General features: G+C 58.9%; 18 protein-coding genes. 5 read left to right on the plus strand and 13 right to left on the minus strand.

Going from position 1 to position 24,659, the window contains the following annotated elements:
* Positions 1–106 precede the first annotated feature (106 nt).
* Positions 107–1,297 (plus strand): IS256 family transposase, encoded by a 1,191-nt coding sequence (locus ACUZ79_RS00005; protein WP_449250312.1) that lies wholly within the window; start codon positions 107–109, stop codon positions 1,295–1,297.
* 108 nt (positions 1,298–1,405) lie between these two features.
* On the opposite strand, the gene ACUZ79_RS00010 is transcribed toward ACUZ79_RS00005, so the two are convergent.
* From ACUZ79_RS00010 to ACUZ79_RS00070, 13 genes are all read right to left on the minus strand, one after another.
* A complete protein-coding gene (locus tag ACUZ79_RS00010) occupies positions 1,406–1,588 on the minus strand; it encodes a hypothetical protein (protein ID WP_449250313.1) in 183 nt (60 codons plus the stop codon).
* A protein-coding gene (gene prfB / locus ACUZ79_RS00015; protein ID WP_449250314.1) for a peptide chain release factor 2 occupies positions 1,572–2,685 on the minus strand; the annotation gives its coding sequence in 2 pieces (ribosomal slippage) (positions 1,572–2,609 and positions 2,611–2,685; 1,113 coding nt in all). Before prfB ends, ACUZ79_RS00010 begins: the two co-directional genes overlap by 17 nt.
* A gap of 106 nt (positions 2,686–2,791) precedes the next feature.
* Positions 2,792–4,402: an apolipoprotein N-acyltransferase gene (gene lnt, locus ACUZ79_RS00020; RefSeq protein WP_449250315.1), complete on the minus strand. Its 1,611-nt coding sequence runs from the start codon at positions 4,400–4,402 to the stop codon at positions 2,792–2,794.
* Positions 4,399–5,268: a hemolysin family protein gene (locus ACUZ79_RS00025; RefSeq protein ID WP_022659466.1), complete on the minus strand. Its 870-nt coding sequence runs from the start codon at positions 5,266–5,268 to the stop codon at positions 4,399–4,401. Before ACUZ79_RS00025 ends, lnt begins: the two co-directional genes overlap by 4 nt.
* Before the next feature lie 115 nt (positions 5,269–5,383).
* Positions 5,384–6,316 (minus strand): hypothetical protein, encoded by a 933-nt coding sequence (locus tag ACUZ79_RS00030; protein WP_449250316.1) that lies wholly within the window; start codon positions 6,314–6,316, stop codon positions 5,384–5,386.
* A 37-nt stretch (positions 6,317–6,353) separates the two neighbouring features.
* The gene (gene mnmG, locus ACUZ79_RS00035) at positions 6,354–8,300 is read right to left on the minus strand and encodes a tRNA uridine-5-carboxymethylaminomethyl(34) synthesis enzyme MnmG (RefSeq protein WP_449250317.1); all 1,947 of its coding nucleotides are present in this window, start codon (positions 8,298–8,300) and stop codon (positions 6,354–6,356) included.
* Complete coding sequence (locus ACUZ79_RS00040) at positions 8,293–9,534, minus strand: M20 family metallo-hydrolase (RefSeq protein ID WP_240825916.1); 1,242 nt, start codon at positions 9,532–9,534, stop codon at positions 8,293–8,295. Before ACUZ79_RS00040 ends, mnmG begins: the two co-directional genes overlap by 8 nt.
* Before the next feature lie 159 nt (positions 9,535–9,693).
* A complete protein-coding gene (locus ACUZ79_RS00045) occupies positions 9,694–9,960 on the minus strand; it encodes a PxxKW family cysteine-rich protein (RefSeq protein WP_022659470.1) in 267 nt (88 codons plus the stop codon).
* Between the two features lie 193 nt (positions 9,961–10,153).
* Positions 10,154–10,864, minus strand: a complete 711-nt coding sequence (locus ACUZ79_RS00050) for an ABC transporter ATP-binding protein (RefSeq protein ID WP_240825915.1) — start codon at positions 10,862–10,864, stop codon at positions 10,154–10,156.
* A 3-nt stretch (positions 10,865–10,867) separates the two neighbouring features.
* A complete protein-coding gene (locus ACUZ79_RS00055; protein ID WP_240825913.1) occupies positions 10,868–11,638 on the minus strand; it encodes an ABC transporter ATP-binding protein in 771 nt (256 codons plus the stop codon).
* On the minus strand, positions 11,635–12,606 hold the full coding sequence (locus ACUZ79_RS00060) for a branched-chain amino acid ABC transporter permease (RefSeq protein WP_240825911.1): 972 nt from the start codon (positions 12,604–12,606) through the stop codon (positions 11,635–11,637). Before ACUZ79_RS00060 ends, ACUZ79_RS00055 begins: the two co-directional genes overlap by 4 nt.
* The gene (locus tag ACUZ79_RS00065) at positions 12,603–13,508 is read right to left on the minus strand and encodes a branched-chain amino acid ABC transporter permease (RefSeq protein ID WP_022659474.1); all 906 of its coding nucleotides are present in this window, start codon (positions 13,506–13,508) and stop codon (positions 12,603–12,605) included. Before ACUZ79_RS00065 ends, ACUZ79_RS00060 begins: the two co-directional genes overlap by 4 nt.
* 157 nt (positions 13,509–13,665) lie before the next feature.
* A complete protein-coding gene (locus ACUZ79_RS00070) occupies positions 13,666–14,787 on the minus strand; it encodes a branched-chain amino acid ABC transporter substrate-binding protein (RefSeq protein ID WP_192113273.1) in 1,122 nt (373 codons plus the stop codon).
* A gap of 644 nt (positions 14,788–15,431) precedes the next feature.
* Here ACUZ79_RS00070 and ACUZ79_RS00075 point away from each other — a divergent pair.
* From ACUZ79_RS00075 to glgP, 4 genes are read left to right on the plus strand one after another with little or no spacing between them, the layout of a single operon-like run.
* Complete coding sequence (locus ACUZ79_RS00075; protein ID WP_449250318.1) at positions 15,432–17,600, plus strand: amylo-alpha-1,6-glucosidase; 2,169 nt, start codon at positions 15,432–15,434, stop codon at positions 17,598–17,600.
* Between the two features lie 10 nt (positions 17,601–17,610).
* Positions 17,611–18,960 (plus strand): glycosyltransferase family 4 protein, encoded by a 1,350-nt coding sequence (locus tag ACUZ79_RS00080; protein ID WP_240825909.1) that lies wholly within the window; start codon positions 17,611–17,613, stop codon positions 18,958–18,960.
* The gene (locus ACUZ79_RS00085) at positions 18,960–20,216 is read left to right on the plus strand and encodes a glycoside hydrolase family 57 protein (RefSeq protein WP_449250319.1); all 1,257 of its coding nucleotides are present in this window, start codon (positions 18,960–18,962) and stop codon (positions 20,214–20,216) included. The genes ACUZ79_RS00080 and ACUZ79_RS00085 overlap by 1 nt, the downstream gene beginning before the upstream one ends.
* A gap of 29 nt (positions 20,217–20,245) precedes the next feature.
* Entirely contained in the window at positions 20,246–24,502 is a 4,257-nt protein-coding gene (glgP, locus tag ACUZ79_RS00090; RefSeq protein ID WP_449250320.1) for an alpha-glucan family phosphorylase, read from the plus strand.
* The last annotated feature ends 157 nt before the right edge of the window (positions 24,503–24,659 follow it).

Here is a 24,659-nt window from a genome sequence, read left to right on the forward strand (position 1 = left end):
GATAACGTACGGTATTTTTCGCACATTTAAAAAATGGAAGTAGCCCGCCAAGTTGGTTATGTTTTGGTGAACCACCATCAAAACACTCCATCAAGGAAGGCTACAGATGAAAATTATCAGTGAGCGTGAGAAAAGGAAAGTTCCGGTTATTGAGGTTGATGAGCAAGAATTGCGGTCGCATGTGTCCGAGGTAGTGCGCCAGAGCGTTGAGGAAACACTAAACGGCCTACTTGATGCAGAAGCGGATGCTTTATGCCAGGCCAGGCGTTATGAACGTAATGCGCAACGTGCCAGCACCCGAGCAGGTCACTATGAACGGGATTTGCAGACCAAAGCCGGAACGGTTCAGCTTAAGGTCCCCAAGCTGCGGCATGTACCGTTTGAAACCGCGATAATCGAGCGGTATCGTCGTCGTGAAAGTTCCGTGGAAGAAGCGCTGGTGGAAATGTATCTGGCGGGCGTCTCCGTACGTCGTGTGGAAGACATCACAGAAGCGCTGTGGGGCAGCCGTGTCAGTCCAAGTACCATAAGTGACTTGAATCAGAAAATTTTTGAACGTGTAGAAGAATGGCGCAATCGTCCGCTTGAACCAAGGTACCCTTATGTTTTCGTGGACGGCATCTGGCTGAAGCGCTCCTGGGGCGGGGAAGTGCAGAACGTGTCTGTTCTTGTGGCTATCGGTGTGAATACAAGCGGTTTTCGTGAAATTCTTGGTGTAGCTGAAGGCTCCCGAGAGGACAGCGAGAGCTGGCGGCAATTCCTGCGCTATTTGCGCGAGCGCGGTCTTGAGCGGGTCGACCTGATGATATCAGACAAAAGTCTTGGGTTTCTGGATGCGCTTGGAGAATTTTATCCCGATGCGAAATGGCAACGTTGCGTGGTGCACTTCTACCGTAACGTATTGCACGCAACGCCTCGCGGCAAAGCCAAGGAGGTCGCCTTGATGCTCAAGGCTATCCACGCGCAAGAAGACAAAGAAGCCGCCCGCCAGAAAGCGATTGAGGTGGTGAAAAAACTCCAGGCATTACGCCTTGATAAAGCAGCCAGGATTTTGGAATCCGGATGCGATGAAACACTTTCCTATTATGCCTTTCCCTCAACGCATTGGCGGCATATCCGGACAAATAACCCGCTTGAACGCCTGAATCGGGAAATCCGCCGACGGACACGTGTGGTAGGCAGCTTTCCGGATGGTCATGCAGCGCTCATGCTGGTATCGGCTCGCCTGCGGTATATGGCGGGTCAAAAGTGGGGAACACAACGGTACATGAATATGAAGCAAGAAGTGTTGATATAGAACCGGAGCCGTCACGCCCCTTGCAGCCGCGATATCTTTGTGGGGTATCGCTCGCAAGGCTCCGCGCCGGCTCCTCAAGACACCGCCAAAACTCACACTGACTGACAGCTACAAAATGTGCGAAAAATTCTGGACACTACCCAAAAATTCCTGCCACCTGCTGACGTTGAAACCCGGCAGCAGCCGAGCCACCAGCACAGATTCGCCGCTGCTGCGCGAAGCTGTACCGTCTGCCTGCCGCAAGGCAAGCAGCTCGTTGGCAAGTGCGTCAAAATCAGCGTTGTTGCTCATGGCGGTGCAGCAGGTAATCGTGTTGGAACTGGTCGATCTGACCGTTCAAAACGCCTTCCACATCTCCGGCTTCGGAGCCGGTGCGGTGATCCTTGACCAGCCTGTAGGGCTGCAAGGTGTATGTGCGGATCTGGCTGCCAAAGGCGATGGCGTCCTTGCCAGCGTATTCCGCCTGCCGCTCAGCATCGCGTTTTTGCAGCTCGATGTTGTAGAGGCGGGCGCGCAAAACGCGCATGGCCGTGTCCTTGTTGTGGTGCTGAGATTTTTCGTTCTGGCACTGGGCAGTAACACCTGTGGGAATGTGGGTCACGCGCACGGCCGAACTTGTGGTGTTGACACTCTGCCCGCCGGGGCCGCTGGAGCGGAAAATATCCACGCGGATGTCGGATTCCTTGATGTCCAGCTCAATATCGTTGCCCACGTCGGGGATCACATCCACAGATGCAAAGGAGGTGTGGCGGCGGCCCGATGAATCGAAAGGCGAAATACGGATAAGTCGGTGGATGCCGCGCTCGCTTTTGAGAAAGCCAAAGGCATGCGGCCCGGCAATGCGCAGGGTAACGCTTTTAACTCCCGCCTCGTCGCCAGGCAGGTAGTCCAGCTCTTCCACTGTGTACTTGTGGCGCGCGGCCCAGCGGGTATACATGCGCAGCAGCATTTCGGCCCAGTCCTGCGACTCTGTGCCGCCAGCGCCGGGGTGGATTTCAAGGATGGCGTCCTGATTGTCTTCCTCGCCGGAAAGCAGCATGACAAGCTCTGTTTCGTCCAGCAGGGCGGCAAGATCGCGGTTCTGCTGGTCAAGGGATTCCAGAGCTTCGGGGTCTTCGCTTTCAGAGGCCAGGGTCAGCCATTCGTTCATGTCGTCGTGGCAGGTCTTGAGGCGGCTGAGACGCTCAATTTCTTCTTCAAGACGCCTTTTTTCCTGCAAAACAGGAGTCAGCGCTTCGGGATTGTCCCATGCGCCGGGGCGGGAAATTTCGTGTTCGATGTCCTGCAGGCGCTTCTGGCTGGCGGCAACGTCAAAGACGCCCCCAGAGGGTGGCGAAACGTTGGGAAAGGGGCTGGCATGCGGCGCGCAGATCACTGAGTTGCAACATTGTGGATACTATGGGGGTTAAGGTGAATGGTCTGAGGCGTAAAACCGCGCAACCGGGAGGATGCACCTCCCCATGCGCGCGGCGTTGACCGCGCAAGACCAAAAAATCAGGAACAGCTGGCGGCTTTGTCGCGATCTTTTGCAAACCTGCCGCCGGGGCCGAGCAGCAGCAGGGCCAGAAATGCCAGGGCGGCCCCGGGCATAAGCCAGGGCGAAATACTGTGGAACAGGCTTGGCGCAGTCACAAGCGCCGCCTTGCCCCAAACGGCCTGAGCCTTGAACTGGCCTCCGTGCATGGTCAGCCGGGCGCGCGGGTCCACCACAACAGAAATACCCGTGTTGGTGCCGCGCAATATCCAGCGGTTCTGCTCCACGGCCCGCAAGGCAGTGAGGTAGAGATGCTGCCGTGCCGCCGGAGTGTTGCCAAACCAGCCGTCATTGCTGATATCTACAAGAATATTTGCCCCATCCGCCACGCGGTTCTGGGCAAGCCACGGGAATATTCCCTCATAGCAGATGAGCATTCCCAGAGCAAGATTGTCCTGCCGCAGCGGGGCGACAGCGGTGCCAGTCTGGTACACGCCAACCCCTTGCAGCAATGCTTCCAGAAATCCCCAATTGAGCCATTCCGGCAGATATTCGCCAAAGGGAACCAGATGTTCCTTGTCGTAATATCCGACAGTATCGCCCTTGGGGTTCAGTAAAAAGGCCCGGTTGAAAACATCGGGATCTTTTTTGCCGGGGTGGCGCTCGAGGCCCGGCGCACCAAACAGCAGAGGGCTACCGCTGCGGGCCGCCAGCTCGCGAATGCGCGGGGCATGCAGGGCATTAACCTCAAAAAAGAAAGGCATGGCTGTTTCCGGCCACACAATGAGGGGGCGGGCATCGGGTTTTTGCGCAAGGCCCTGATACGTCAGGCCCAGATACAGATCCACAGTCTGCCGCTGAAAAGCGGGAACCCACTTCTGGTTCTGGTCAACGTTGCCTTCCACATAGAGCACATCCACGCTGCCCGGCCCGGTAGGCTCTGTGACCATCGGGTTGGCGTAAAGCCGCCAGCCACCGTAGCACAGCAGGGCAATCGTGAGCACAAGGCCGGGGATCAGGCTTGCGCGGTCGGGGCAGAAGCGCCGGGGCCCGCAGGCAAAGGCAAGGCCGCACAGCAGGGCCGCCATGCTCCACACTCCAGTAAGGGCGTAACCGCCCACCATGTCCGCAGCCTGCACCAGTATGGGCCAGGGGGACAAAGCCCCGGCCATGTCCAGCCAGGGAAATCCCAGGGCAAGGGCATAGATTGCTTCAAGCAGATACCACAAGAGGCCAAGCAGTACGGCCTGCACCCAGGCGGGCCTGTGGCGGAACATGTGAGCCGCGAGGGCAAACAGGCCGCCGGCACTGCCAATGCAGGTCACGATGAACAGCGCGCAGGGAACGGCCAGCAGCCAGGGCAGGCCGCCCACGTTGTGTACGGGCAGGGTGAGCCAGTAGAGCGCTGCCATGCCGCCCGCAATGGTGCCAATCCAGCCCATGCGCAAGGCAATGGCGCGGCTTGCGGCCTCCCGGCCAAGCAATGCCAGCGCCACAGGCCACAGGAGCACCAGTGGAGGAAAGTTGATAAGATCGTTGGGAAAACCCAGCCACAGACCTAGTGCGGCAGCAAGGCACAAGACCCAGCCGCGCTGCGTGGCCCCTGGCGCTTCAGGACGGAACAGCTTCATGCTTTTGCCGCTTCTTCCTCTTCCGTGGCCGGAGCGGGCGCGGCGTGGTCAGCAGGTTCCATGCGCAGGCGGATAATAAGCTTCCTGTCAGCTTCAAGTACGGTAAAGGCCCAGCCGCGCAGGGTAAAGCGCTCGCCGGGGCCGGGGACGTGCCCCGCCTCCATGCTCAGGTAGCCGCCGATGGTGTCCACCTCGTCAGAATCCAGATCAACGCCCAAGTCTTCAATGTCTTCCAGCAGGGCGCGGCCTGTGAGTTCGTAAACGTTTTCACCGAGGGGGCGGATGTCTTCCTGACGCGGGGCATCGTGTTCGTCTTCAATATCACCCACGATTTCTTCCAGCACATCTTCGATGGTAATAAGGCCGGATGTGCCGCCGTATTCGTCAAGCGCAATGGCAATGTGCTGTTTGCGTGCGCGAAATTCCTGCAGCAGGGTGCGGATGGACTTGGTCTCGGGCACAAAGAAAGGCTCGCGCATGACCCGCGAAACAGCGGGGGCGTGATCCCCCTGATCCAGCAGGCTGCTGAGAACATCCTTGGCGTGGAGAATGCCCACGATATTGTCGCGGGTGTCCTTGTATACGGGAATGCGCGAATGACCAGAGCGCACAATGATGCGCGCCACTTCCTGAAGCGGCATGTCATCGGGAACGCAGTCTATATCGGTGCGGGGGATCATGGTGTCCTGCACCTGAAGATCGTTGAAGCGCAGGATGCCAAGGAGCATGGATTCCTCGTAGGGTTCCACCTCGCCGTCGGCTCGTGCTTCCAGAATGGCTTTTTCGAGAGATTCCTGATCGTCGTGCCCGAACAGTCTGCTCAGGCGCGACCAGATGGTACTGTGACCTTCCGTGCCGCCGTCCAAAATAACCTCCTAGGTTGGCGTACTCACTACGCGCCGCGCGCGTTTGCCTGCGGTGCAACCGCCACGGCAGAATTTTCCTGCTAACGTATTTTCACGTTTTTACTGTCAATATGCCCTAGCCAGTCAGCTTGCGCTGCTGGATATCCATTTGCATCACCCACTGGGTAATGGGCGAAACACCGCTTTTGGGGGTGCTGTGGAACCAGTTGATATCGGCCTTGCCCTGTTCCAGAACCGCCCAGTTGCTGAATTCTGTCCCCAGAACCAGAGCCGGGGTGGGTTCTTTCTGCATGCGGATATTGAGCACGTCACAGGTGCACCAGAATGTGACCACGCGGTCTTCCTTGCTCATCTGATAGATGATGAGACAAAGTAACTGGGAACCTTTGTCGAGGTCAACTGGCTTGTCTTCCAGCGATTCGGTGGGAAAGCGCAGGGCCATGCCTGTGGCGGAAATGTCGGCCACCTGCACAAGCTCGTTTTCCATGCCGGATTTGTAATGCAGCAGGGGCCTGCCAATTTCAGCCGTGTTACGGGGCATGGGTTTGGCGGGATCCATCTCCCACACGCCGATAACGCGCACCAGATCCTTGGGCGGTTTAACGCGGATGAAATGGCGCTTTTGCCCGGCGTCTATATCCTTGGGCATGGAAAGGAGAAGGCGCGATTTGTCGTACGCGCCCTTTACCTGCTGAATCTGTGCCTGGAATTTAAAGAAGGAAGGGCCTTCGGGCAGGGTGGCGCGAAAGAAGACTTCCACCGGGGTGCCTTCAAGCTCGCGTGATACATAGGAAAGAACTTCCATCTCAAGCTGGGTGGAAAGTATCCTGGCGAGGGTGCCAGCCATGCCCTTGCTGTTGTGGAGTTCCTCAACGTTAAGGTCGAATATTTCGTTCTGTTCCTGCGCAGTCTCAAGCATGCGGCGGATGATTTCCGCACGCTTTGCCGCGTGGCGCATGCTCTGCAACCGGCCTTTGACCGAGACGAGCGTGGCGCAAAGCGCCGCAAGCAGAATGCCGACAACAATAAGAAGTTGGGTGCCCGTCATAGATTCACCGATGTCAACAGTTGTGTGGCGTCATCCCTCACTGCGGGGATGCAGCAGCGCCATTGGGGTATTTTTCAGGGCGCAGCAATCCAAGTTTGTGGAGGTGAACCTCCAGGCATGCAACCGCCGCAGGGGTTACGCCGGATATCCGTCCGGCCTGCCCGAGGCTGCAAGGGCGCACCCTGTCCAGTTTTTCTACCACTTCATGGGATAACCCAGCTACTTTGGCATAATCGAGTTGCGGGGGCAAGGCCGTTGCCTCAAGCTTGGCCGAGCGGGCGATAAGTTCACGCTGACGTGCCAGATAGCCCTCATACTTGATTTCTGTCTGCACGCTCTCACAGGCGCCGGTTCCGGCGGCAGCTCTGGCCGCAGCCAGATCAGCCCCGGTCTCGGCCAGCGCTTCGTGTTGGGTCGCGGTCAGCATGGCTTCAAGCGAGTCCAGGTCAACATCCGGGCGTTTCAGGGCTTCTGCCAGAGTCTTGCCCACAGGCAACTGCGCCTCGGGTGCATCCTCGGGCAATTTGTGCCCGGGTATGCGCTTTTTGCACAGATATTCCCTGAAACGTTCGGCGGCCTCCTGTTTTATGCAAAACGCGCGCCACTGTTCGTCGCTCACAAGCCCAAGTTCACGGCCAATCCGGGTCAGCCGCGTATCGGCATTGTCTTCGCGCAGCAGCAGCCTGTGCTCCGCGCGCGAGGTGAACATGCGGTAGGGTTCCTGAGTGCCGAGCGTAACCAAATCATCAACAAGCACAGCCATATAGGCCTGATCACGCCCCGGCGTAAAAGGGGCAAGACCACGCATGGCGCACGAGATGTTCAGCGCGGCCCACAGGCCCTGCGCTGCGGCTTCCTCGTAGCCGGACGTGCCGTTGATCTGCCCCGCAAGCCACAATCCCGGCACGGCCTTGGTTTCAAGGGTGGGGCGCAACTGGATGGGGTTGGCGTAGTCATATTCAATGGCGTAACCGGGGCGCAGCACTACGGCGTTTTCCAGCCCTTTGAGGGCGTGAACCATATCGAGCTGCACATCGAGGGGCAGGCTGGTGGGAATGCCGTTGGCGTACACCTCTGAGCTGTTGAGTCCCTCAGGCTCCAGAAAAATCTGGTGCCGCTCCCGGTGCGGAAAACGGGCCACCTTGTCTTCAATGGAAGGGCAGTAGCGCGCCCCGGTGCCCTTGATGACGCCCGTGAACATGGGCGAGCGGTCAAAGCCGCTGCGGATGATTTCGTGCGCGCGTTCGTTTGTCCACGTCACATGGCACGACACCTGTTCCAGAGCTGGGCCGGGGCCGTGAAAGCTGAAGCCCGGAGGCGGGGTGTCGCCAGGCTGTTCCTCGAGCTGCGAATAGTCGATGGATGATTTGAGGATGCGCGGCGTGGTGCCGGTTTTCAGGCGCCCCAGGGTCAGACCGAGGCTGCGCAGGCTGTCTGAAAGGCCCAGCGCCGGAGCATCGCCCAGGCGGCCGCCGGGCAGATTGGTGAGGCCCATGTGGATGCGCCCGTCCAGAAAGGTGCCCGTTGTCAGCAGCACGTGGCGCGCTGCAAAGGTCAGCCCCTGGGCTGTGCGCACGCCAGTGACGCAGCCGTCATTGGTGGTCACGTCCACCACGGAATCCTGCCAGATGCGCAGGCCGGCCGTGTTGTAGAGCGTTTTTTTGAGCACGCGCTGATAGGCCTCGCGGTCAATCTGGGCGCGTGTGGCCCGCACCGCTGGCCCCTTGCTCATGTTCAGCACGCGAAACTGTATGCCCGCAGCATCGGCCCACAGGCCCATCATGCCGCCAAGGGCGTCAATTTCGCGCACCATGTGGCCCTTGGCCAGACCACCAATGGCGGGGTTGCACGAGAGGTAGCCCAGCCGGTCGAGGTTGCCGCTGATAAGCAGCACTCTATGCCCCATGCGGGCGAGGGCCACGGCGGCTTCGCTGCCAGCGTGGCCGCCGCCGGCGACAATGCAGTCAAATATGGAATCAGACATGGGCTGCGTTCATGAGGATGTGGGCAAACACCTGCGAATCCTTGATGGTAGCGGTGATAGAGGAGCGTTCGTCCGGTTGGTGGCAGGTGTTTTCAAGGCAGCCCCACACGGCGGCGGGCAGGCCCTTTTGCCGCAAAAAAGCAGCAACGGTTGCCCCGCCTATGCCCACGGCCTGCGCCTGAACGCCGTAAATGCGGGCGATGGCGGCCTTGAGCGCTGTAACAACGGTGCCGGTTTGCGGTATGGCCGTGGCGTCCTGCCGCTGCACCACGCTCACTTGTATCTGCACCGTGTGCTTTTCCGCCACTTCGGCGGCCACTTCGCGCATTTTTGCAAGCACGTTGTCCATATCCACATGGGGCAGGAGGCGGCAGTCAATGTAAAAAACATCATTGCCGGGAACGGTGTTGATGTTCGGGACATTGGCTTCGTGCTTGCCCGGCACAAAGGTGGAATAGGGCGGGTCAAACAGGGGGTTGGCATCGGCAAAGGCGGAGCGCAGAGCATTATGGCACGAGAGGGCCATGTCCGCCCCCGCCAGAAAAGCGTTGCGGCCCTTTTGCGGCGTGGAGCCGTGGCACTGGATGCCCGTGGTCTGCACCTTGAGCCAGAGCTGGCTTTTTTCTGCGATTTCAATGACATCGCCCTTGGACGAACCGGCGTCCGGCACGATGTAGAGATCGTCGGGATTAAAAAAATGCGGGGCTGTGTTGAGCAGGTGCTCCAGGCCGTAAAGGCTGCCGGTTTCTTCGTCTGCCATGAAAACAAGACCAAGTGAAAGCTCGGGGGTAATGCCCTGAGAGAGCACTTCTTCCGCCAGCAGCAGCATACTGACTATGGCCTGCTGGTTATCTTCCACGCCGCGTCCGTACAGAAAATCACCTTCGCGGCGCACCTGCCAGGGATTGCTGCTCCAGGCTGCGAGGTCGCCCGGAGGCACCACGTCCGTATGCCCGAAAAGCCAGAGGGTGCGGCTGCTTTTGCCGGGGATGCGGGCCACAAGGTTGGGACGCTGACCATCGGTAACGCGCGGGTCCGGCGCGTCAACGCGTGAAAGGGCGGTCACGCCGCAGGCTTTGAGCCAGTTGGTGATGCAGCGCACCTTTTCCATTTCGCCCTGGCCGCCGTTGTCCGGGCCAAGAGCCTGGCATGCCGTAAGAACGGCCTGAAGCTCCGCAACGCGGTCTTCCCGCCCGGCCAGCCCGCGCAACAATGTGTCGAGTGTCTTGAACATGGGTTTTCCCGTATGGCGTTACAACGCGCAAGAGGCTGCTCGCGCAGCCCCTTGAAAAAGTCTTCAGCCCCGGCATGACCGTTGTTGAACCGGCCTGTAGCGATAAGATCGCAAACTGACCGCCAGCGGCATGTCGGAACCGATGTAAGCCTGGTTGGCCTAGCGGCCACCCTTGGCGGCGCGCTTGGACGCCTTCAAAGGGTTGACCTTGGCGGCAGCGGCAACAGAGGCCTTCACGTGCGTGGCAAAGTTGCAACGGCCAGCAGTCCACTTTTTGGCAGGGACAGGGTAGCTGGAGCAGAACTCTTCGCCTTCAAATTCGCGCACGCGGTCACAGCCAGAACACTGTTCAACCACCGGGGAAAGAACAAAACCGTTGACCACCACGCCTTCAGCGGTTTTGGTGGCTTTTTCCAGAGGGGTCATAGCAAAACCTCCATGCGCAGCAGCGCCGTATTGCTAAAATAACGGCGGAATGGCCGCCGCGTTGGAATGGAAAAATATAGTTGAAAGCAATTTTCTGTCAAGTAAAAGAAGTGAAAAATTTTTCAGCCGGGCTGCGGCGCGTGAATCTCGTTCTTCTGCGGGCTGTTGTAAAAAAGCAACCGCTCCGTCTGGTCTAACCGCCCAGATAAGCCTCGCGTACGCTGGCATTGGCAAGGAGGTTTTCGGCCCGGTCTTCCATAACAACGCTCCCCACTTCAAGCACATAGCCGCGCGTGGCAAGCTTGAGCGCCGCACGGGCGTTCTGTTCCACCAGCAGCACCGTCACGCCTTTCTTGTTGATGGCCCGCACGGTTTCAAAGATGGAGCGCACCAGCAGCGGGGCAAGGCCCAGCGATGGTTCATCCAGCAGCAGGAGGCGCGGCTCGGCCATGAGGGCGCGGCCTATGGCGAGCATTTGCTGCTCGCCGCCGGAGAGCGTACCCGCGAGCTGATCCTTGCGCTCGTGCAAACGCGGAAAAAGATCAAAAATCCATTCCAGCGTGCGCTCGCGGCGAGCCTTGTCTTCAATGCAGAATGCCCCTAGGCGCAGATTTTCCAGAACGCTCATGATGCCGAAAACACGCCGCCCTTCGGGCGACTGGGCAATGCCAAGCCCTACGACCCTGTGGCTCGGCAGGCGCAGCAGGTTTTGTCCTTCAAAAAGGATTTCGCCTTCAAAGGGGCGCACCAGCCCGCTGATGGACAGCAAGGTGGTGCTTTTGCCCGCACCGTTGGCCCCAAGAATGGTGACGATTTCGCCTTCGTCCACCCTCAGGTCGATGCCGTGCAGTACTTCAACACTGCCGTAGCGCACGCGCACATTAGACAATTGCAACAGGGACATGGCTTACCACTTTTCGTCGTCTGCGCCCAGATAGGCCTCAATGACGGCGGGATCCTGCCGCACGTCTTCGGGCTTGCCCTGGGCAATCATGGTGCCGTGTTCCAGCACCACCAGTTTTTCGCAAATTTTCATCACCAGGCGCATGTCGTGCTCAATGAGCAGCACGGTGATACCCCTGTCGCGGATGGCCCGGATGGTATGCACCAGAGCGGCTGTCTCCTGATCGTTCATGCCGCCTGCGGGCTCGTCCAGAATCACGAGGCGGGGGTCGGAGGCCAGGGCGCGGGCTACCTCAAGCAAACGCTGGTTGCCGTACGAAAGGCCGCCAGCGGCCTCGGTGTAGCGATCGGCAAGACCCACAAATTCCAGCTCTTCCATACAGCGGGCAACGGCGGCTCTTTCTTCCTTACGCTGGCCCGGAGTGTGCAGCATGCACGATATCAGGCCGGATTTCATGCGGCAGTGCCGCCCGGCAAGCACGTTCTCCAGCACAGAAAGGCGACCGAAGAGGCGGATGGTCTGGAACGTGCGGGCGATGCCCAGTTCCACCACCTTGTGCGGGCGCAGCCCGGCAATGGATTTGCCGTCAAAAAAGATGCGGCCCGATTCCGGCGTATAGTTGCCGGTTATGCAGTTGAACACGGTAGTCTTGCCGGCGCCGTTGGGGCCGATAAGGCCTACAATGCTGCCAGCGTCCACGTCAAAGGTAAGATCATTCAGGGCAATCAGGCCGCCGAACATCTTGCTCATTTCTTCAAGGCGCAGCAGGGTCATGCGGGCCTCCCGTCGCTGGCAGCTGCAGGCGGCACATCCACCTTGTAGCGTCGCTGCCTCGGGGGCAATAATCCCTGAGGCCGCCAGACCATCATAACCATCATGGCAAGGCCGAAAATGAGCATGCGCGCATTGGAAAATTCGCGCAGCACTTCGGGCAGGCCGATGAAAAGAAACGCGCTGATAAGCACGCCAAGCTGGCTGCCGCCGGAAAGAATGACCACCGCAAAGATGATCACGGATTCCATGAAGTTAAACGATTCCGGCGCAATGGTCGTCATTTTTGCGGCATAGAGCGTGCCAGCCATGCCCGCCCAGAACGCGCCCAGCACAAAGGCCGCCAGCTTGTAATGGGTGACGTTGACCCCGCAGCCTTCTGCGGCCACGTCGTCTTCCTTGATGAAGTTCAGCGCGCGGCCAAAGCGGGAATGCCACAGTCCGTAGAACAGCAGCAGGCTCGCGCCCACCATGCCCCAGACCAGAAAATAGAACTGCATGCTCTTGACGATCTTGAAGCCAAAAAACATGGGCCGACTGATGCCGAAAATGCCGTTGGCGCCGCCCGTGAGGCCGAAAACATCGTTGATAAGCGCAATGCGCACAATTTCCACAATGCCGATGGTGACGATCAGCAGATAGTCGCCGCGCAGGTGGATGATGGGGCGGGCCACAATGAGGGCGAATATGGCCGCTGCCGCGCCGGAGAGCGGCATGACCCATAGTACAGGCCAATGGCAGACCGTGTTGAGAATGGCGGTGGTGTAGGCGCCCACGGCAAAAAAGGCGGCGTGGCCCATGTGGAATATGCCCGCCTGCCCCAGAATAACGTTGAGCGAAAGGGCCAGCAGGGCGTAGAGGCCAATGCTCACGCACACGTCAAGCCAGTAGGCATTGCAAAAGAGCGGCAACGCGCACAAAAAGAGGCCCGCAGCCGCATACACGGCGAAGTTGCACGGAAGTTTTTTCATAGTTTGTCCGCCGTGCGCTCGCCCAGAATGCCGGTGGGTCGGATAATCAGAATAAGAATGAGCACCAGAAAGGCGATGGCGTCCTTCCAGGCAATGGCTATGTAGCCTGCGGCAAGGGCTTCGATAACGCCGAGCAAAAGCCCGCCCAGCATGGCGCCGGGGATGTTGCCGATGCCACCCAGGATTGCGGCGGTAAAGGCCTTGAGGCCGTACGACCAGCCCATGGTAAAGTCGATCTGCCCGTAATAGATGCCCACCATCAGGCCCGCCGCGCCGCCAAGGCCGGGGCCGATAAGAAAGACCAGCGAGATGATGCGGTCAACGTTGATGCCCATAAGCTGTGCAGCGCCGGGGTCGATGGCCACGGCGCGAATGGCCGCGCCTGTGCGGGTGCGCTGGATAAAGGCCCAGAGGCCGAGCATCAGCACAACGCTGGCGGCAATGACCAGCAGCCGCACGCCGGGCACTTCAAGGCCGAGCATCCTCACCGTAAAGTCGGGGCGCAGATAGTCGGGATACACGTAGAAGCGCGCGCCGTAGATCAGCATGACCGCGTTCTGGAAAAATATGGAAGCGCCAAGGGCGGAAACCACGGCGGAGAGGCGATTGGCGTTGCGCAGGGGGCGGTATGCCGTGCGCTCAAGCAAAAAGCCAATAATCGCCACCAGCAGGGCCACCATGACAAAAACGGCGGCTACCGCCAAAAACGGATTGAGCGCGCCTGCCATATTGCAGCTGACAAGCAGGGTAAGCCCCAGATAGGCGCCAATGGTAAACAGGTCGCCGTGGGCAAAGTTGATGAGCTTGAGCACGCCGTACACCATGGTGTAGCCCAGCGCCACAAGCGCGTAGATGCCGCCCACGGCCAGGCCGTTCAAAAGCTGTTGGAGAAATTGTTCCATAATGTTCGGCGTTGGTACTCGGCATTTGGCGGGCGACCGGGATACCGGTCGCCCGCCGTAATGAACGCGTCCTCAAGGGGATTGCGCTTTTCGCCGGAGCGTTTATGCCCCGGGCGTGTATCTGTGCAACATTGGCGCGGCTAATGACCGCGCCGCACTACTTGGGCTGCAAAACGAAGTTGCCCGTGGCGTCAACCTTGTAGGTGCGGTAGAACTCGCCCACGCGGTCGCCCTTGGCGTCAAAACCAAGGTTGCCGGAAAGACCGGGCATGCCCTTGAGTTCCTTGAGCCATGCGGCCATTTCCTTGGGGGTGTCCTTGCCGGCTTCAAGCGCGCCTTCGATAACCTTGAAAGCATCGCCAGCCAGCACGGCCCACACGGAAACAGGCACGGTATTGTACTTGGCCTTGAAGGCCTTGAGGAATTCCTTGGCTTCAGGCGTGTCCATATCCTGCGGCAGCGGCGGGCTGATGAAGAAATAGCCTGTGGCGGCTTCGTTACCGGCGATCTTGACCAGATCCTGATGGTTTGCGGCATCGCCGCCCATCATGGGAACGTTCCAGCCCATTTCTCTTTTCTGCCGCAACAGCATGCCGGTTTCAGGGTAGTAACCGGTAAAGAACACAAGGTCGGGATTGGCAGCCTTAAGCTTGGTCAGAATGGCGGTGTAGTCGCGCTCTCCGGGGGTAAGAGCATCGTAAAACACCACTTTCATACCGTCTTTTTCAAGCACTGCCTTGGTTTCTTCCGCCAGGCCCTTGGCATACGAAGAATTGTCGTGCAGCAGGGCCACTGCCTTGTAGCCGCCCTTCTTGATGGCTTCGGCGGCAGATTTGCCCTGCGCGTCGTCACGCGGGCAGGTGCGGAAAAAGAGCTTCAAGCCTTTTTCCGTAAGGCGCACGCTGGTGGAGCCAGTGCCGATCTGCACCAGTTCAGCCTCGTCCAGAATGCTCTGACTGGCCTCGGTCACGGCGGAGCCGTAGGTGCCGATAACGGCCACAACACCGGCGGAAGCAAGCTTCTGCGCGGCCAGAGCGGCGGTGCGCGGGTCGCCCGCGTCGTCCTCGACAACCAGCTGAACCTTGCGGCCCTTGATGCCGCCCTTGGCATTCACATCGTCAACCAGCAGGGTAACGATGTTTTTCATATCCAGGCCTTCGGAAGCCCATTTGCCCGTAAGCGGGCACATAAGGCCAACCTTGATGTCACCAGCCAGCGCCGCAACAGGCACAAGCAGGGTAAGGGCCAGAGCCCCAAGCCAACGACCAAGTGCTTTCATGAACTACCCCCGTCAGGTATGCAAATATTGTGAGCAACGAACAAGCTTACCCTAAAAATGAAGAAAGAAAAAGCCCCCAGTATCGCCGGGCCGCGCATTGGCGCAAACAGACGCAACCCGGCAAGGGCAATAAGGCTGCGTTATAACCATGCGGCCTTGTGCGGCAGTTGTAATCAGCTATGAGTACTTGCGGCTGGTTTATACAGCAAAGCAGTGTGAATATTCTCAGGTCGTCACGATAAATTGGACGATTGTAACACGATGCTCACACGATTATTTCAGATTGGTCAAATTCTTCATGTATTATTAGCAAACTAACAAATATGTCGCATTTTGCTCATCGTTAAGACGATAAACCTGAAAACAAAAGTGACACGCGCTCGACAGCCAAAAAATAATGGGATAAGGTAAAACTGTAAAAACAGAGAAGACCTTTATTTTCTTAAATGTTTTTCTGTTGCGGTTTTCGCGGTCAGAGGTTCGGCTGTTTCAGTTTCTCTCTGCGCCCTTTCCGCCGTACCTTCCTGCAAGCATTGCCGCAACTTGGGCCGCCCAGCACTGTCTGGCGGTCAGGCGGCGATTGCGCCCTTCGTCTTTCCGCAGCATTCGCCGTCGCGCTCCATAATGGGCGCCAAGGAGGCCGTATGCGGTTCAGCTTTGACAAGGCAGCTTGCCAGAACACACGCAGGGCGCTGCACCGGGAGTGGCTGCTCGCCAACGAAAGGGGCGACTGCTCCGGCAGCAGCATTTTGTGCTGCAACACGCGCAAATATCACGGCCTGCTTATCGTCAACACGCCACATGGTCGGCATGTGCTGCTCTCTGCCCTTGAGGAATCGGTGTGCGGCGGCGACAAGGAATTCTTTTTTTCCACCCGTCAGCATCCCGGCACGCTCTATCCCAACGGGCACGAGTATCTTGAAGCCTTTCAGCTCGATCAGTGGCCGCAGAGTACCTATCGGGTGGGCGAAGTCAGCCTGAGCCGCGAGATGCTGCTTGCGCGGGATAAAAGCCTGCTGTTGGTGCGCTATGAACTGCGCGGGCCGGAGGACATCCCCCCGCTTACTCTGCGCCTCAAGCCCTTGCTTGCCTACCGCAATATCCACGCGCTCACGCGGGCTAACCCGGCCCTGCGGGCTGATACCATTGCCGTGTCCGGTGGTTTTTCCATCCGTCCGTATGAGAGCTTGCCGCCCCTGTATATTCAGGCCGCCGGAGATTCAGGCAAGGCTTGCTCGATGGCTGTGAATGCCGAGGGCGCGACGACCAGCGAAAAATGCAGGCAGCATGCCTCCGCCATTTTTGTGGCCGAGCCGGACTGGTGCCGCAATGTGGAATATTTTGAAGAGCGCGAGCGTGGCTTTGACGACAGCGAAGACCTCTTCATGCCCGGCACGCTTGAAATAGCTCTGCCGTCGTTGCCTCAGGGCGGTTACGTGTATGTGGCGGCTGGCACGGAGGCCTGCGGAGAAAACCTGCGCGCCCTGTGGGAGACGGAAAGCCGCGCCCGCACAGATGCCCATCTTGCAGGCGGCGGCCTTGCCGGGCAACTGGCGCAAGCTGGCGGCCAGTTCTGCATAACGACGCCTTCTGGTCGATCCACCGTGATTGCCGGGTATCCCTGGTTTGACGATTGGGGGCGCGACACGCTCATCAGTCTGCCGGGGCTGGCCTTTTACGCCGGACGCGAAGAATTTGGTCTGCGCGTTCTGGCCGAGGTGGGGCGGCATATCCGCAATGGCCTTGTGCCCAACATGTTTTCGGAGTCGGGCGAGCATGCCTACAACACAGTAGACGCATCCTTGTGGTATGCCTTTGCCCTGCAACAGGCGATTGCCATTGTTCCCGATGGTCTGGCCTGGGCGCGGCAACATGCCTGGGATGCCCTGAAAGCCATCATCAAGGGCTACCGCAAGGGGCCGGGCATGGGCATCTTTGTGGATGCCGAGGGCCTGCTGCATGCGGGCGACGCCCATACCCAGCTCACCTGGATGGATGCTCAGGTGAACGGCTGCCCGGTCACGCCCCGGCACGGTTGCCCCGTGGAAATCAACGCCCTCTGGTACAACACCCTTGCCCTTGCCGACAGCCTTGCCGCCGCATTTCAGGAGCCGCTGCTCACGGGCGAGCGGCAGCGAGCCGTCATGCGCGATGCATTTTTGCTCCGCTTCTGGGCAAACGAGGAGGGCGGCTATCTGGGTGACGTGTGGCGCGACGGACAGCTCGACCGGAGCGTGCGTCCCAATCAGATATTTGCCGTGTCCCTGCCGCATGCCGTGCTTGCGGACGATTTTCAACCGCAAGTTGTGGAATGCGTGCGCAACAGGCTGCTCACGCCTTTTGGCCTGCGCACCCTTGCCCCTGACGCAGCCGCATACAAAGGCAGGTACGAAGGCAATGGCGAGAGCCGCGATGCCGCCTACCATCAGGGCACGGTCTGGCCGTGGCTGCTGGGCCATTACGCAGATGCGCTGCTGCACACTGCCTGGGATCTGGACGGTGCTGTTCAGGGTTTGCTTGATATGGTTACGCCCCTGTTTTGCCAGCATCTCTGCGAAGCCGGACTTGGCAGCATCTCAGAAGTTTTTGACGGCTCCCCGCCTTATAATCCCGGCGGCTGCACCGCCCAGGCCTGGAGCGTGGCCGAGTGCCTGCGCATGCTCAAAAAACTGCAAAAGGCCGCGCCGGATGTTTACGTCCAATGGGAGCAAAGGGTGGCGCATTGTCTGGCCCATCCTGCATCCGGCGACACAACCGGCGTATGCAGGGCAACCATGACTCTGGGCGTGTCCGCGCCCGGCAGTGAAGAATAAGGGTTTCGCCATGCGAGTGCTTATGTTTGGCTGGGAATTTCCGCCCCACATCAGCGGTGGCCTGGGAACGGCATGCTTTGGCATGACGCAGGCTCTGGCAAAAAAAGGGGCGGAGATTATTTTTGTACTGCCACGAGTGGAAGGCGGCAGCGGGCAGAACAGCTTTTTGCGTCTGCGGGGGGCCTCCGGAACTCCGGTTGCGGCCCATATTGCGGAAAGCATGACGCAGGCCGGGCATGAACTCTGGGCCAGCAGCATCCGCTGCCTGCCGGTGGAAAGTCCGCTTGTTCCCTACCTCACGCCGAAGGGCTATGCCGAAGCGTTGGAAAATCTGCGGCATGAGCCAGGCAATGCGGCCAGTACGCGCGCCTTTGCACCGCATGCGGGCCATGCCGCCTGCAAAGGCGAAATCACGTTTGAACTGCACGGCGGTTACGGGCCTGACCTCATGGCCGAGGTGCAGCGTTACAGCCGTCTTGCCGGGGCCATTGCCGTGCAGGAGCAGTTTGACGTCATCCACGTGCACGACTGGATGACCTATCCTGCGGGCATGATGGCCAGGGCGCTGACTGGCAAACCGTTGGTGGCGCACATCCACGCTACGGAATATGACCGCAGTGGCCTGAACATCAACGAACAGGTGGCGGGCATAGAGCGCGCCGGGCTGAACGCAGCCGATGTGGTGGTGGCCGTAAGCCGCCTGACCCGCAAAACCGTCATTGACCGCTACGGTGTGGCGCCCGAAAAGGTGGTGGTGGTGCACAATGCCGTTGCGCGGCATGAGGCCGGGCGCTGCTATCTTGTGCCGCAACGCATACGGCATGAAAAGCGCGTGTTGTTCCTCGGCCGGGTGACATTCCAGAAAGGGCCGGAATACTTTATGGAAGCGGCCCGCCTTGTGCTGCAAAAAATCCCCAATGTCCGCTTTTTCATGGCTGGCAGCGGCGACATGCTGCCAGCGTTGATCCGCAGGGCAGGGCAGTTGCGCATGGGGCGGCGCTTCCATTTTGCCGGATTTTTGCGCGGCGAGGATGTGGACCGCATGTTCGCCCTCAGCGATCTTTACGTCATGCCTTCAGTTTCCGAGCCTTTCGGCATAACGCCGCTGGAGGCCATGCTTTACGATGTGCCGGTGCTGCTTTCGCGCCAGTCGGGCGTTTCAGAAGTGCTGGAGCACGCCCTCAAGGCCGATTTTTGGGATACGCGCGACATGGCCGACAAGATCTGCGCCGTGCTGCGTTATCCCTGCCTTGCCGCCGAGCTGGTGAAAAACTGTCGCGAAGAAATGAAATCCATCAGATGGGAAAATGCCGCTGACCAATTGCTGACCATTTACCGGGATGTCCTTGGAGGTCACTGATGCCTGCGCTATGTCTGTGTTTCAATATACATGAACCGTACCAGTTCCGCCGCTACACGGTTTTCGATATGGGGCAGAGCTCCGTTTACGAAGACGATGACCGCAACTGCGAAACCATGCTGCGCGCGGCGCGCCTGTGTTATTTGCCAGCCGCAGAAATGCTGCTCAGGCTTGTGCGCCGCCATGAAGGGGCGTTTGCGGTGTCGTTGTGCGTTTCGGGCACCGCCCTGGATCTTTTTGAGCAGTACGCCCCTGAAGTGACAGAAAGCCTGTGCGCCCTTGCGGCTACGGGCTGCGTGGAATTTGTCGCTGAAACTTCGGCGCATTCGCTGGCCTTTCTGTATTCACGCGAGGAATTTGACAGGCAGGTCAAGGCGCAAAGCGCGCGCATCAAAAAACTGTTTGGCAAAAAGCCCACCACCTTCATGCATACGGAATGCGTGTTCAACAATGACCTTGCCGCCGCCTTGCAGCAGCATGGTTTTAAAACCGCCCTGGCCGAGGGTGCGGATCAGGTGCTTGGCTGGCGCAGCCCCAATTGGGTGTACCGCCCGGTTTCCGCCCCCAAGATGAATCTTTTGCTTCGCAATACGTCCCTTTCCGACGACATGGGGCTGCGCTTTGGCGACAGGGGGTGGAACGACTGGCCGCTCACTGCCGACAAGTTCGCCTCGTGGTGCCACAGCTTGGGCGAAAAAGCGGATGTGATCAATATTTACAATGATTTTCATATATTCGGTCTGCGGCATGGGCAGGATTCGGGCATCTTCGATTTTATGTCGGCCCTGCCCGAGGCCCTGCTGCGCGACAGTCGCTTCAGGTTTGCCACGCCCGGCTCCATTGCCGGAAAGCGCGCTCCAGCCGGAGAAGTGGACGTGCCCCAGTTCGTGTCGTGGGAAGAAAGCGGCCACGACCTGACATCGTGGCTTGGCAACGACATGCAGAAAGACGCCATCCATACGCTTTACAGCCTGGCCGCCAGGGTGAGCGCCAGCGGCGACAAGATGCTGCTGCACGACTACGAGCGCCTGCAAACCGCCGACCATTTCCGGCACATGTCCACCAAGTTGTTTTCCGGCCCAAGGCAGGACAGGCCCAGCCCCTTTGATAGCCCCTATGACGCCTATATCACCTATATGAATGTGCTGGCAGATTTTGAGCTGCGACTTGAAGCCGCAGAACTGGCAGGCAAGGAACTCAAGCCCCGCAGAGCACGCAAGAGCAATGTCCGTTCCGGCACTGGTGCGTCCGTTTAAGCCAATCGGCCTTTCCATAAGGAGAAAACATGAATTTCGATAACAGCACCGTCACGTTGTTTGAGGTCAGTTGGGAAGTCTGCAACAAGGTGGGGGGCATTTACTCTGTGGTCAGCAGCAAGGCATTGCAGGCTGTAGAGCAGTTTGGCGAGGACTATTTTCTCCTTGGCCCGTCCCTGGCTGAAAATGTGGGTTTTGAAGAAACGGACGAGAATATATGGGATTCGCTTCGCCTGGCATTTGCCACAAAGGATCTCAAATGCCGCATGGGCCGCTGGAATATTCCCGGTCGCCCCAAGGCCATTCTGGTGGATTTTGCCAAGCGTTATTCCAGCAACCAGCTTTTGTATGATCTGTGGAAAAATTACGGTGTGGATTCGCTTTCCGGCGGGTGGGACTATATTGAACCCGTCATGTTCGCCACGGCTTGCAGTGCGGTTATTGCGGCCATTCATGAAAGCCGGGTCGAACCCCTTGAAGGACGCAGCGTTGCCCTGTTCCACGAATGGATGTGCGGCGCTGGCCTGCTTTCGCTCAAAAAACTGTCTCCCGGCATAGGCACGGTGTTCACTACCCACGCCACCATGCTCGGGCGCGCCATGGCCGGAACCGGGCGGGATATCTATTCCAACCTGCGCAGCATCAACCCCGCCAACGAGGCCGCAGCCCTGAACATCACGGCCAAGTGGTCGCTTGAGGGGGCCAGCGCCCGCGAAGCGGACGTTTTTACCACCGTCAGCCCCATCACCGGCGAGGAATCCACGGTGCTGCTGGGGCGGCAGCCCGATGTCATCACCACCAATGGTCTGGATATGCGGGTTATCCCCGATTATTCCGTAGAACGCTCCCGCCCGGAGGAACACCGGGCGCGCATAGTGGAGGCCGCCAACCGCTTTCTGCGTTGCGAACTGCCCGCCAACACACGCATTTTCGCCATTTCTGGCCGCTATGAAATGCACAACAAGGGCGTGGACATCTTTCTTGATGCCCTGGCAAAACTTGAGCAGAGCCTGGCTGGCACGGACGCTTCCATTCTGGCCCTGTGCCTTGTCATGGGCGGGCATACGGGCGTTAATACCGCTGCGGTTTCTGGCGACCCCGAGGCCAACGACAACGGCCTGCCCTTTATCTGCACGCATTTCGCCTGGAATGCGCCACAAGATCCCATACTCAACGCCTGCCATCGGTTGGGCCTGAACAACCGGCCGGAAAACAGGGTCAAGGTCATCTTTGTGCCAGCCATGCTCAATGGAGAAGACGGCTTTTTGAATATGCCCTACGATGAAGTCATGTCGGCCTGCGATGTGGGATGTTTCCCCTCCTGGTACGAGCCGTGGGGGTATACGCCGCAGGAAAGCGCGGCCTGGGCCGTGCCCACCCTTACCACGGATCTTTCCGGTTTTGGCATGTGGGCGCGCACGCAGTTGCAGGAAGGGGCCGCTGCGTTCAAGGGCGTGTGCGTCATGCCACGCCGGGGCATGAACTTTGAGCAAAGCGCCACAGTGCTGCACGAGCATCTGATCCGCGCCGCCACTTGCGCAGTGGATGATTTGCCCCAATGGCGCGCGGAAGCGCGCGCGCTGGCAGAAAAATCATCGTGGCAGTTCTTTTTTGAAAACTACGTCAGGGCTTTTGAGATAGCTTTCAAAAAGGCCTCCACCCGGATTAACTGTGACTGCGGGCATGCGGCGCTTGCGCGGGTGCTTTCCACATCGTGTTCCGCCACGCCATTTTTGCGGCCCATCATGGCCGTTGCCGAGGTGCCGGAAGAGCTTTCCCGCCTGCGCGACATTGCCCACAATGTGTGGTGGTGCTGGCACGACAAGGCCAAGGCACTGTTCATGGCCCTGAGCCCCTCCCATTGGGAAAGCTGGCGTAATCCGCTCAAGATGCTTGAGCAGGCCGACCCGGAGCGCTTCCGCGATCTGCTGGAAAACGAAGACTACATGAATCTTTACCGTGAGGTCGTCGCCAAGTTTGACGCCTACATGGCCGAACCCATCCGCTCGCTCAGCACGGATGTGACGCCAGAAGCCCCCATTGCCTATTTTTCTACAGAATACGGCCTGAGCGAATCCATCCCCATTTATTCCGGCGGGCTGGGCGTCCTCTCTGGCGATCATCTCAAGTCTGCTTCGGACATGGCCATTCCTCTGGTGGGCGTTGGCCTTTTATACAAAAACGGCTACTTCCGGCAGGATATAGACGCAGATGGGCGACAGGTGGCCCAGTATCCCGTCAACAACTTCGGCCTCATGCCCATTTCGATGGTCTACGATGCGGACAACCAGCCGGTCTATGTGCAGCTTGAACTGCCTGGCCGCCTGTTGTTTGCAAGGGTGTGGAAGCTGGCTGTGGGCCGCATAACCCTGTACCTCATGGATACGGACACCCGCCGCAATACGGACGAAGACCGCCGCATTACCGACAAGCTCTACGAGGCCAACCGCGAGGTGCGCCTGCTGCAGGAAATGCTGCTGGGCATGGGCGGCATGCGGCTGCTGCGCACGATGCGCATAATGCCCAGCGTGTTTCATATGAATGAAGGGCATTCGGCTTTTATGGCCATGGAACGCCTTCAGGAATGCCTGAGCATGGGCATGAACTATACCGAGGCAACTGTGCGGGTGCGCTCCAACACGGTGTTTACCACGCATACCCCTGTGCCTGCTGGCAACGAATCGTTTTCTCTGGAGCTGATGGAACGGTATTTCAGCGGAATTGCGGCCAACCTTGGTTTGTCCTGGCAGCAGTTTGTGCAGCTTGGGCAGATAGAGGGCGGCAACAGCAATTCCTTTGAAATGACGGTTCTGGCTCTGCGGCATTCGTGCTGGGCCAACGGTGTGAGCCGTTTGCACGGCGTTGTTTCGCGCCACATGTGGAACAACCTCTGGAAGAGCCTGCCTGTGGCGGAAACGCCCATCGGGCACGTTACCAACGGTATTCATGTGCCGTCCTACGTGGGCAGCTGGATGCATGAACTGCTGCACCAGTATCTTGGTTCTGGCTGGATGCAGTCGCCTCCCGGTTCCGGCGTATGGGACAAGGTGGACCATATCCCTGACGAGGCCTTCTGGGCGGCCCGCATGCACCAGAAGGAAGCCCTGCTTGACGACCTGCGCCGCCGGATTCCGGAATTTATCCAGAAGTTCCATCTGTCTTCTGATGAACGCAAACGCATGGAATCCATGCTCAAACCAGATACCCTCATCATTGGTTTTGCCCGCAGATTCGCCCCCTACAAGCGCGCCACGCTGATTTTTGCAGACCCGGACAGGCTGGCCCGCATACTCAGCAATACCAACCGCCCTGTGGTGCTGGTATTTTCCGGCAAGGCGCATCCTGCGGACGAGGCGGGCATCAACATGATTCAGGAAGTGCTGCGCATGTGCCGGGACGAGCGCTTTCTGGGCCGCATCTTCTTTGTGGAAAACTACAGCCTGGCTGTGTCGCGCATTATGGCGCAAGGCTGCGACGTTTGGCTGAACACGCCGCGCAGGCCGCACGAGGCCTCGGGCACCAGCGGTATGAAACTGCCAGTCAACGGCGGCATCAACCTGAGCATTTCTGACGGCTGGTGGTGCGAGGGCTACAACCGACAGAACGGCTGGACCATTGGCCCTGTGGTTTCCACAGAACTGCCCAGCAGCGAGCAGAATGACTACGCCGATGCCGAGGCCCTCTATTCACTACTGGAAAATGCGGTTGTCCCCCTGTATTTTGAGCGCAATGCAGAAGGTCTGCCCCTGGAATGGGTTGCCACGGCCAAGCGTTCGCTCAAAAGCCTCACGGCCATGTACAGCAGCAACCGCATGCTCAACGATTATATCCGTCAGTTTTATCTGCGGGCGGCGCGCCGGCGCAACATGCTGCGCGATAACAACTGGGAGGCCTGCCGTGCGCTTGCCGCCTGGCAGAATGATTTGCCTGCGCGTTTTGGCACGGTCAAGGTGGACGAACTGACCATCAGCGGTGTGGAAAACAACACCATGGTCTGCGGCGAACCGGTGAGTGTGCAACTGCGCATGCATCTTGGCGAAATGAAGCCGCAGGAAATACTGGTGCAGCTTGTGATCGGGCAGGCGCTCATCAACGGCAGCTTCCGCGACAAGCCGGAAATCCTGCGTCTCGAGCCAAGAGCAGAAGAAAACTGCAAGGAATGCATGCGCTATACCGCAAGCTACATTCCAACATTCAGCGGGCATTACCGATACGGCGTGCGCATCATGCCCGTGCATCCGGCGCAGGCTTCGCCACTGGAAACGGATAATATTCTCTGGGCCTAGTGTGTTACCGCTCTTTGCGGGATGAAAGCGTAGTTCTGCCGCGCTCCGTGTTTGATACGGGGCGCGGCAGTTTTTTTGCTGGGGAGGGCAAAGTGTGCATTGTTGAGCATTGCCAAGGTGCCAGGGGTGTTTTATGGTATGGAACTCTGCCCATAGC

It is taken from the genome of Desulfovibrio faecalis (genome assembly GCF_053570625.1).

Bases quoted from the DNA above. Each gene is read 5' to 3' on its own strand.
- ACUZ79_RS00005 (WP_449250312.1), top strand. From the start codon at position 107: ATGAAAATTATCAGTGAGCGTGAGAAAAGGAAAGTTCCGGTTATTGAG.
- ACUZ79_RS00010 (WP_449250313.1), bottom strand. From the start codon at position 1,588: ATGAGCAACAACGCTGATTTTGACGCACTTGCCAACGAGCTGCTTGCC.
- lnt (WP_449250315.1), bottom strand. From the start codon at position 4,402: ATGAAGCTGTTCCGTCCTGAAGCGCCAGGGGCCACGCAGCGCGGCTGG.
- ACUZ79_RS00030 (WP_449250316.1), bottom strand. From the start codon at position 6,316: ATGACGGGCACCCAACTTCTTATTGTTGTCGGCATTCTGCTTGCGGCG.
- mnmG (WP_449250317.1), bottom strand. From the start codon at position 8,300: ATGTCTGATTCCATATTTGACTGCATTGTCGCCGGCGGCGGCCACGCT.
- ACUZ79_RS00040 (WP_240825916.1), bottom strand. From the start codon at position 9,534: ATGTTCAAGACACTCGACACATTGTTGCGCGGGCTGGCCGGGCGGGAA.
- ACUZ79_RS00045 (WP_022659470.1), bottom strand. From the start codon at position 9,960: ATGACCCCTCTGGAAAAAGCCACCAAAACCGCTGAAGGCGTGGTGGTC.
- ACUZ79_RS00050 (WP_240825915.1), bottom strand. From the start codon at position 10,864: ATGTCCCTGTTGCAATTGTCTAATGTGCGCGTGCGCTACGGCAGTGTT.
- ACUZ79_RS00055 (WP_240825913.1), bottom strand. From the start codon at position 11,638: ATGACCCTGCTGCGCCTTGAAGAAATGAGCAAGATGTTCGGCGGCCTG.
- ACUZ79_RS00060 (WP_240825911.1), bottom strand. From the start codon at position 12,606: ATGAAAAAACTTCCGTGCAACTTCGCCGTGTATGCGGCTGCGGGCCTC.
- ACUZ79_RS00065 (WP_022659474.1), bottom strand. From the start codon at position 13,508: ATGGAACAATTTCTCCAACAGCTTTTGAACGGCCTGGCCGTGGGCGGC.
- ACUZ79_RS00070 (WP_192113273.1), bottom strand. From the start codon at position 14,787: ATGAAAGCACTTGGTCGTTGGCTTGGGGCTCTGGCCCTTACCCTGCTT.
- ACUZ79_RS00075 (WP_449250318.1), top strand. From the start codon at position 15,432: ATGCGGTTCAGCTTTGACAAGGCAGCTTGCCAGAACACACGCAGGGCG.
- ACUZ79_RS00080 (WP_240825909.1), top strand. From the start codon at position 17,611: ATGCGAGTGCTTATGTTTGGCTGGGAATTTCCGCCCCACATCAGCGGT.
- ACUZ79_RS00085 (WP_449250319.1), top strand. From the start codon at position 18,960: ATGCCTGCGCTATGTCTGTGTTTCAATATACATGAACCGTACCAGTTC.
- glgP (WP_449250320.1), top strand. From the start codon at position 20,246: ATGAATTTCGATAACAGCACCGTCACGTTGTTTGAGGTCAGTTGGGAA.